This window comes from uncultured Amaricoccus sp., from assembly GCF_937858865.1.
In the GTDB taxonomy this organism is placed as follows: Bacteria; Pseudomonadota; Alphaproteobacteria; order Rhodobacterales; family Rhodobacteraceae; genus Amaricoccus.
This window is the reverse complement of sequence record NZ_CALLYO010000020.1, coordinates 1-6,505: the sequence shown is the minus strand read 5'-3', so window position 1 is coordinate 6,505 and position 6,505 is coordinate 1. Positions and strand designations below refer to the sequence as shown.

12 protein-coding genes are annotated in these 6,505 nt (G+C 71.5%); 10 read left to right on the top strand and 2 right to left on the bottom strand.

Going from position 1 to position 6,505, the window contains the following annotated elements:
* From Q0112_RS00380 to Q0112_RS00335, 10 genes are all read left to right on the top strand, one after another.
* Positions 1-1,182 (top strand): cbb3-type cytochrome c oxidase subunit I (locus tag Q0112_RS00380; protein WP_297970079.1); only part of this gene is annotated, 1,182 nt, incomplete at its 5' end.
* 4 nt (positions 1,183-1,186) lie between these two features.
* The gene (ccoO, locus tag Q0112_RS00375) at positions 1,187-1,909 is read left to right on the top strand and encodes a cytochrome-c oxidase, cbb3-type subunit II (protein ID WP_297970078.1); all 723 of its coding nucleotides are present in this window, start codon (positions 1,187-1,189) and stop codon (positions 1,907-1,909) included.
* The gene (locus tag Q0112_RS00370) at positions 1,906-2,073 is read left to right on the top strand and encodes a cbb3-type cytochrome c oxidase subunit 3 (RefSeq protein ID WP_297970077.1); all 168 of its coding nucleotides are present in this window, start codon (positions 1,906-1,908) and stop codon (positions 2,071-2,073) included. The genes ccoO and Q0112_RS00370 overlap by 4 nt, the downstream gene beginning before the upstream one ends.
* Positions 2,070-2,933: a cytochrome-c oxidase, cbb3-type subunit III gene (ccoP, locus tag Q0112_RS00365; protein ID WP_297970076.1), complete on the top strand. Its 864-nt coding sequence runs from the start codon at positions 2,070-2,072 to the stop codon at positions 2,931-2,933. The genes Q0112_RS00370 and ccoP overlap by 4 nt, the downstream gene beginning before the upstream one ends.
* Positions 2,930-3,091 carry a hypothetical protein gene (locus Q0112_RS00360; RefSeq protein ID WP_297970075.1) on the top strand — a complete coding sequence of 54 codons (162 nt, stop codon included), beginning with the start codon at positions 2,930-2,932 and terminating at the stop codon, positions 3,089-3,091. The genes ccoP and Q0112_RS00360 overlap by 4 nt, the downstream gene beginning before the upstream one ends.
* A gap of 8 nt (positions 3,092-3,099) precedes the next feature.
* Positions 3,100-3,897, top strand: a complete 798-nt coding sequence (locus Q0112_RS00355) for a DUF2189 domain-containing protein (protein WP_297970074.1) — start codon at positions 3,100-3,102, stop codon at positions 3,895-3,897.
* Positions 3,894-4,103, top strand: coding sequence for a cbb3-type cytochrome oxidase assembly protein CcoS (gene ccoS / locus Q0112_RS00350; protein ID WP_297970073.1), 210 nt, complete (start codon positions 3,894-3,896; stop codon positions 4,101-4,103). Before Q0112_RS00355 ends, ccoS begins: the two co-directional genes overlap by 4 nt.
* Positions 4,048-4,284, top strand: a complete 237-nt coding sequence (locus Q0112_RS00345; protein WP_297970072.1) for a hexameric tyrosine-coordinated heme protein — start codon at positions 4,048-4,050, stop codon at positions 4,282-4,284. Before ccoS ends, Q0112_RS00345 begins: the two co-directional genes overlap by 56 nt.
* Positions 4,281-4,550 (top strand): DUF6522 family protein, encoded by a 270-nt coding sequence (locus Q0112_RS00340; RefSeq protein WP_297970071.1) that lies wholly within the window; start codon positions 4,281-4,283, stop codon positions 4,548-4,550. Before Q0112_RS00345 ends, Q0112_RS00340 begins: the two co-directional genes overlap by 4 nt.
* Entirely contained in the window at positions 4,547-4,762 is a 216-nt protein-coding gene (locus tag Q0112_RS00335; protein WP_297970070.1) for a DUF2945 domain-containing protein, read from the top strand. Before Q0112_RS00340 ends, Q0112_RS00335 begins: the two co-directional genes overlap by 4 nt.
* A 3-nt stretch (positions 4,763-4,765) precedes the next feature.
* On the opposite strand, the gene panC is transcribed toward Q0112_RS00335, so the two are convergent.
* Entirely contained in the window at positions 4,766-5,608 is an 843-nt protein-coding gene (panC, locus tag Q0112_RS00330; protein WP_297970069.1) for a pantoate--beta-alanine ligase, read from the bottom strand.
* Complete coding sequence (gene panB / locus Q0112_RS00325) at positions 5,605-6,429, bottom strand: 3-methyl-2-oxobutanoate hydroxymethyltransferase (protein WP_297970068.1); 825 nt, start codon at positions 6,427-6,429, stop codon at positions 5,605-5,607. The genes panC and panB overlap by 4 nt, the downstream gene beginning before the upstream one ends.
* Positions 6,430-6,505: the final 76 nt, after the last annotated feature.

The following is a 6,505-nucleotide window of genomic DNA, read 5'->3' as shown; positions in this document are numbered from 1 at the left end:
CTGGCCGATTCGCTCAGCCCCTGGGTCGTGCTCATCGGCTTCAACCTCTTCTGCGCCTGGGCGGTGACCGGCTACGTCCTCGGCAGCACCCAGTCGAAGGAATATGCCGAGCCGGAATGGTATGCCGACATCTGGCTGGTCGTGATCTGGCTCGTCTACTTCGCGCTCTACCTGCGCACGCTCGCCCGCCGGCACGAGCCGCACATCTACGTCGCCAACTGGTACTACATGGCCTTCATCCTGGTGGTGGCGATGCTGCACATCGTCAACAACCTGGCGCTGCCGGTGAGCCTCCGCGTCGCCGAGAGCTTCCCCATCTGGTCCGGGGTGCAGGACGCGATGGTGCAATGGTGGTACGGCCACAATGCCGTCGCCTTCTTCCTGACGGCGGGCTTCCTCGGGATGCTCTACTACTTCCTGCCGGTGCGCTCCGGGCGGCCGATCTGGTCCTATCGCCTGTCGATCCTGAGCTTCTGGGGCATCGTCTTCTTCTACATCTGGGTCGGCTCGCACCATCTGCACTATACCGCCCTGCCCTACTGGGTGCAGACGCTCGGCATGACCTTCTCGGTCATGCTGCTGGTGCCCTCCTGGGCCTCGGCCGGCAACGCCATCGCGACGCTGAACGGCGCCTGGCACAAGGTGCGCGACGACGCGACGCTGCGCTTCATGTTCGTCGCCGCGGTCTTCTACGGCCTCTCGACCTTCGAGGGCTCCTTCATGGCGATCCGGCCGGTGAACTCGCTCAGCCACTATACCGACTGGACCGTCGCGCACGTCCATTCCGGCACCCTCGGCTGGGTGGCGATGATCGTCTTCGGGGCGATCTACACCCTGGTGCCGCAGCTCTCAGGCCGCGAGGCGATGGCCTGGCCGCGCGCGGTCGAGTGGCACTTCTGGCTCGCGGTCGGCGGCACCCTCGTCTACATCATCTCGATGTGGAACGCCGGCATCACCCAGGGGCTGATGTGGCGGACCTACGACCAGCACGGTGCGCTCTCCTACAGCTTCCTGCAGTCGGTCGAGGCGATGGCGCCCTACTACCTGCTCCGGGCGCTCGGCGGCGCGATGATCCTCACCGGGGCGGTGATCTGTGCGCTGAACTGCCGCGCCACCATGCGCGCGACGCCGATGACCGCGGAGGGCGCCGACCGCCCGCTCGGCGTCCAGCCGGCGGAGTAGACCGATGCCGCTTCGCCTGCACTACAACCTCGAGAAGCTCTCCATGGGGCTCGTCGTCGGCATCATCGTCGCCGCCTCGATCGGCGGCATCGTCGAGATCGCGCCGCTCTTCACCATCGATGAGACGGTCGCCGTGCCCGAGGACCTGCGGCCGCACACGCCGCTCGAGCTCGCCGGGCGCGAGATCTACATGCGCGAGGGCTGCTACGCCTGCCACAGCCAGATGATCCGCAGCCTCGCCGACGAGATCGACCGCTACGGCCCCTATTCGCGCGCCGGCGAGAGCGCCTTCGACCATCCGATGCTCTGGGGCTCGAAGCGCACCGGCCCCGACCTCGCGCGCGTCGGCGGCAAGTATACCGACGCCTGGCACGTGCGGCACCTGATCGACCCGCGCGCAGTGGTGCCGGCCTCGATCATGCCCTCCTATCCCTGGCTGACCCGGCCGCTCGAGACGGGGCTCCTCGGCGAGCAGCTCGCGACGCTGGCGCGGCTCGGCGTTCCCTACGACGCCGACATGGTCGGCCAGGCGGCGGCGGACGCGCTGTCGCAGAGCCGGCCCGATTCGGCGGGCGCACCCGACGTGCAGGCGCGCTACGGCGAGGGCGTCGCGCTGCGCGCCTTCGACGGCGATCCGTCGCGGCTGACCGAGATGGACGCGGTGGTCGCCTATCTGCAGTCGCTCGGCACGCTGACGAACGTCGCCCATGCGGAGGCCCGGCAATGAGCCACGACCTGCTCGTCTACCTCGCCAAGACCCTCGGGCTCTTCTGGATGATGGGCTTCTTCCTGATCGTGCTGATCCGCACCTACAGCCCGCGGCGGCGCGCCGGCTACGAGCGGGTGGCCCGCTCGATCCTGACCGACGACGGGCCGGAGGAACGGCCGTGAGCGGGGAGCATCCGCGCGAGGTCGACCCGGTCACCGGCTACGACACCACCGGGCACGACTGGAACGGCATCCGCGAGCTCAACACGCCCTTCCCGCGATTCGTGCTCTGGATCCTTGCGGCGACCGTCGTCTATTCGGTCGTCGCCTGGATCCTGCTGCCGGCCTGGCCGACCGGGCGCGACTATACCCGGGGGCTGCTCGGGCTCGACCAGGGGGCGGCCGCCGTCGCCGGCCTGCAGGCGCTCGACGGCGAGCGGCAGGGCTGGCTCGACCACTTCGACCCGGCCGACTTCGCCGCGCTCTCGGCGGACACCGCGCTGCTCGATGTGGCGATGCCGGCGGCGGCGCGGCTCTTCGGCGATAATTGCGCCGCCTGCCACGGGGCGGGCGGCGTGGGCGGGCCGGGCTTCCCGGTGCTCGCCGACGCGACCTGGCTCTGGGGCGGCGATCCCGAGACGGTGGCCGAGACGATCCGCGTCGGGATCAACGCCGACCATCCCGACACCCGCGTGGCGCAGATGCCGACCTTCGAGTGGCTGACCCGCGACGAGCGCCTGGCGCTCGCCGACTGGGTGGCGACGCTGCGGGAGGGAACGGCGGCGGCCGACGCGCCCGCCGCCACGCTCTTCGCCGACAATTGCGCCGCCTGTCACGGCGAGGCGGCCGAGGGAAACATGATGAACGGCGCGCCCTCGCTGATCGACCGGGCGGTGATCTACGGCCAGGATCCCGCAACGATCGCCGAGACGCTGCGGCACGGGCGGCAGGGGGTGATGCCGACCTGGTCCGGGCGGCTGAGCGAGGCCGAGATCAACCTTCTCGCGCTCTACGTGACGCGCCTCGGCGAGGGCGGGCAATGAGCCAGCGGGCGCAGAAGACCCTCGCCATCGCCGGGGCGATCCTCGTCGTCGCCGTCTTCGCGGCGGCCAACGCGCATCTCGTCATGGTCGCCGTCCAGTCGCAGCCGGACTGCGTGCTCGCCGCGGCGGGCGAGCCGCCGGCGAAACGGGTCTGCTAGGGGGCGCCATGCTCGAGCCACTTCCCACCCTCCGCAAGCCCGAGCGCCCGCCATCGGCGCTCGCCCGCCACCTGCCGGCGCGGGCGGCCTTCGGCTGGCTGGCCGCCGGCTGGGCCGACTTCCGCGCCGAGCCGCTGCCGAGCCTCGCCTACGGCGTCTTCCTCCTTCTCGTCTCCTACGCGGTGCTCTGGGCGCTCGATGCCTCGGGCCTGCTCTACCTCGCCTTCCCGGCCGTCTCGGGCTTTCTCATCATCGGGCCGTTCCTCGCCCTCGGCCTCTACGAGAAGAGCCGGCGGCGGGCGGCGGGCGAGAGGACGTCGCTGGCGCGGATGCTGGCGGTGCGGCCGGCCTCGGGCGCCCAGCTCGCCTATGCCGGGCTGCTGCTCGGGATCCTCGTCCTCTTCTGGCTGCGGGCGGCCGATTTCCTCTACGCGCTCTTCTTCGGGCTGCAGCCCTTCCCCGGCGCCGACGAGGCGCTGGTCAACGTGCTGACCACCTGGCGCGGCTGGGCGCTGATCCTGGTCGGCGGCGCGGTGGGCGGGCTCTTCGCCGCCTTCGCCTTCGCGCTCAGCCTCTTCTCGGTGCCGATGCTGATGGACGAGCGGCGCGACGCGCTGACCGCCCTCGGCCTCAGCTTCGCGATGACGACGCACAACCTGCTGCCGGCGCTGACCTGGGGCGCGATCGTCGCCGCGGGTCTCCTCGTCTCGACCCTCACCGGCCTCCTCGGCCTCGCCGTCGTCTTCCCGGTCCTCGGCCACGGCACCTGGCATGCCTACCGCGCGATCAAGGGAGACGCGGAATGAGCCTGCTGCTGCCGCTTTCGATCGCCATGGGCCTCGCCGGTCTCGCCGCCTTCCTCTGGGCGCTCCGGAGCGGCCAGTTCGAGGACCCCGACGGCAGTGCCTGGCGCGTCATCACCCCGCAGGACCCACCCAGCACGAAAGGAAGGCCCCATGTCGGACAACTGGCTCCCGAGCCTGAAGACCAGGACGCCCGCCGAGGGCTATGACCTCGCGGTCAAGCTCTCGCGCATCGCCGTCAAGTTCACCCAGCCCGACGCCAGCGAGCGCGACCGGATGCGCCCGGAATACGCCGGGAACGCCGATTCCCTGATCGCCGTCAGCCAGGTCGTCGCGACGAACTTCGCGACGGTGGCGGCGGCCAACGACTACTGGCGGGACGCGTCATGAGCAGGATCGAGCGGGCCGGCAAGGATTTCGTCGTCGACGCCGATCTCGTCGCCGAGGCCTTCCGCCTGCCGGCCGACACCGTCCGCGCGCTGATGCGCGACGGGCGGCTCACCTCGCGCTGCGAGGCGGGCGAGGGCGAGGACGCCGGGCGCTGGCGGCTGAGCTTCTACCACGGGGCGCGCGTCTGCCGCTTCACCATCGACCACGACGGCAGCATCCGGCGCACCACCTATTCGGGCTCGCCGCGGCCGGAGAAGGCGGGATGACGCGGAAGTTCCGCGTCGGCGATCACGTGAGCTGGAACTCCGAGGCCGGGCGGGTGTCGGGGACGATCATCGCCGTCCGCACCGAGGATTTCGACTACAAGGGCCATACCCGCCGCGCCTCGAAGGAGGAGCCGCAGTACGAGATCAAGAGCGACAAGACCGACCATGTCGCCGCGCACAAGGGCAGCGCGCTCGAACGCACGCCGAAATAGGCGCTACGTCCCGCACGGCAGGTTGTCGATCAGCCGGACGCCGCCGATCGTCGCCGCGCAGAGCAGCCGCGCCGGCCGGCCGGAAACCGGATCGCCGAGCGTCTCGGCATCGCGCAGCGCGACATAGTCGACCGACTCGAAGCCCGCCCCGAGGAGCGCCGCCCGCGTCGCGGCGAGCGTCTCGTCCGGTTCCGCCCCGACGGCGATCGCCGTGGCCGCCGCCGTGAGCTCGCGCGGCAGCGCGGCGGCGCGGGCGCGATCCGCCGGCGACAGGCGCAGGTTGCGCGAGGAGAGCGCCAGCCCGTCGGCCTCGCGCACGGTCGGGCAGCCCACCACGCGGACCGGGATGTCGAGGTCGGCGACCATTCGCCGCACCAGCTGCAGCTGCTGCCAGTCCTTCTCGCCGAAGAAGGCGACGTCCGCCCCGGTCATGCCGAAGAGCTTGGCGACGACGGTCGCGACGCCGTCGAAATGTCCCGGCCGATGCGCGCCCTCGAGCGGCGCGCTGATGCCGCGCACCGAGACGGTGGTGGCATGTCCCGCCGGATAGACCTCGTCGCGCGGCGGGGCGAAGACGGCGTCGACCGCGAAGGGTGCGAGCCGTTCGAGGTCGGCCGCCTCGGCGCGGGGATATTTCGCGAGGTCCTCGGGATTGTCGAACTGGGTCGGGTTGACGAAGATCGTCACGATGACCGGCCCGCCCTCGGCCTTCGCCCGCTCGACGAGGGCGAGGTGGCCGGCATGGAGGGCGCCCATGGTCGGCACCAGCGCGACCACCCTGCCCTGCCGCTTCCAGCCGGCGACGAGCGGCCGCAGCTCGGCGACGCGCCGCAGGACCCGCGTCACTCCGCGTCCCCGGCGAAGACGTGCTCGGGGCCGGGGAAGCTGCGCGCGCGCACCTCGGCGGCATAGGCGGCGATCGCCGCGCTCGCGTCGCGCCCGAGGCCGGCGTAGCGCTTGACGAACTTCGGCCGGAAGTCCTCGAACATGCCGAGCATGTCGTCGACGACGAGGATCTGCCCGTCGCAGGCGGCGCTGGCGCCGATCCCGATCGTCGGCACCGCGATCTCGCCGGTGATGCGGCGGGCGAGGCCCTCGGGCACCTTCTCGAGCACCACGGCGAAGGCGCCCGCCTCGGCCACCGCGCGCGCGTCCGCCGCCACCCGCTCGGCGTCCTTGCCCCGCCCCTGCACGCGGTAGCCGCCGAAGGCATGGATCGACTGCGGGGTCAGACCGACGTGCCCCATGACCGGGATGCCGTGCGAGACGAGGAAGGCGACCGCCTCGGCCACCCGCGCGCCGCCCTCGATCTTGACCGCCTGCGCCTCGGTCTCGGCCATCAGCCGCGCCGCGTTGCGGAAGGCCTGCTTCGGCCCCTCCTCGTAGCTGCCGAAGGGCAGGTCCACCACCATGCAGGCATGCGTGAGCCCGCGCGCCACCGCCCGGCCGTGCAGGATCATCATCTCCATCGTCACGCCGACCGTCGAGGGCAGGCCGTGCAGCACCATCCCGACGCTGTCGCCGACCAGCACCAGGTCGCAGTCGGCGTCGACGAGCCGGGCGATCGGCGTGGTATAGGCGGTCAGGCAGACGATGGGCGCCGTCCCCTTCATCGCCCGGATGTCGCTCGGGGTGAGCCGCCTCGAGGTCGGTGGCGCGGCGCTCATCTATGCTCTCCCATGCCCGGACTGCGGAGTCGCTGACGACCTACACCAGAAGCAGCGCCGCCGCTATCCGGCGGGC

Bases quoted from the DNA above. Each gene is read 5' to 3' on its own strand.
- ccoO (WP_297970078.1), top strand. From the start codon at position 1,187: ATGCCGCTTCGCCTGCACTACAACCTCGAGAAGCTCTCCATGGGGCTC.
- Q0112_RS00370 (WP_297970077.1), top strand. From the start codon at position 1,906: ATGAGCCACGACCTGCTCGTCTACCTCGCCAAGACCCTCGGGCTCTTC.
- Q0112_RS00360 (WP_297970075.1), top strand. From the start codon at position 2,930: ATGAGCCAGCGGGCGCAGAAGACCCTCGCCATCGCCGGGGCGATCCTC.
- Q0112_RS00355 (WP_297970074.1), top strand. From the start codon at position 3,100: ATGCTCGAGCCACTTCCCACCCTCCGCAAGCCCGAGCGCCCGCCATCG.
- ccoS (WP_297970073.1), top strand. From the start codon at position 3,894: ATGAGCCTGCTGCTGCCGCTTTCGATCGCCATGGGCCTCGCCGGTCTC.
- Q0112_RS00345 (WP_297970072.1), top strand. From the start codon at position 4,048: ATGTCGGACAACTGGCTCCCGAGCCTGAAGACCAGGACGCCCGCCGAG.
- Q0112_RS00340 (WP_297970071.1), top strand. From the start codon at position 4,281: ATGAGCAGGATCGAGCGGGCCGGCAAGGATTTCGTCGTCGACGCCGAT.
- Q0112_RS00335 (WP_297970070.1), top strand. From the start codon at position 4,547: ATGACGCGGAAGTTCCGCGTCGGCGATCACGTGAGCTGGAACTCCGAG.
- panB (WP_297970068.1), bottom strand. From the start codon at position 6,429: ATGAGCGCCGCGCCACCGACCTCGAGGCGGCTCACCCCGAGCGACATC.